Source organism: Candidatus Symbiothrix dinenymphae (assembly GCF_001431085.1).
In genome coordinates this window covers 1-558 of record NZ_BBRU01000271.1, presented here as the reverse complement: position 1 = coordinate 558, position 558 = coordinate 1, and the positions used below count along the sequence as shown (strand labels likewise).

At 45.0% G+C, this 558-nt stretch carries 1 protein-coding gene; it reads right to left on the bottom strand.

All coding sequences use genetic code 11. The annotated features are described in order from the left end of the window. Positions 1-547, bottom strand: a 547-nt coding sequence (locus tag ASC50_RS06700; RefSeq protein WP_158648365.1) for a leucine-rich repeat domain-containing protein, incomplete at its 3' end; no start/stop codon positions are given. Between the last annotated feature and the right edge of the window lie 11 nt (positions 548-558).

Here is a 558-nt window from a genome sequence, read left to right as displayed (position 1 = left end):
CATCTATTGCACTATACCGCTCATTGTCAGCATCTACAGCGATACCGGTAAGTTTGGAGCAAGCTCCAAAAACATAATCTCCAATGCTTGTCACGCTACTGGGAATGGTAACGGAGGTAAGTTCGCTGCAACCGGAAAAAGCAAAATCTTCAATGCTTGTCACGCTGTTAGGAATGGTAACGAAGGTAAGACCGCTGCAATCGTCAAAAGCCGACTTCCCAATACTTGTCACGCTGTTAGGAATGCTAACGGAGGTAAGACGGCTACACTTGGAAAAGGCATAATTTCCAATTGTTGTCACGCCGTCATCTATTTCTACAGCTCTAATGGTGAGACGTTGAGAAGACCATGGGACAGCCGCAGATGACCAATTTTGCATAGCCCCACTACCGTGAATAGAGAGAGTGAGACCGTTAGGTGTAGAGGTAAGTGTAGCGGTTACATCAGCTGCATTGGCCAAGCCGATGTTCCATGTTTGCGCAAATGCTGTGCTGCATGCAAATAGTGCAATTGCGACTGTTGAATGAATTTTAATTTTTTTTGCCATTGTTGGTAAAA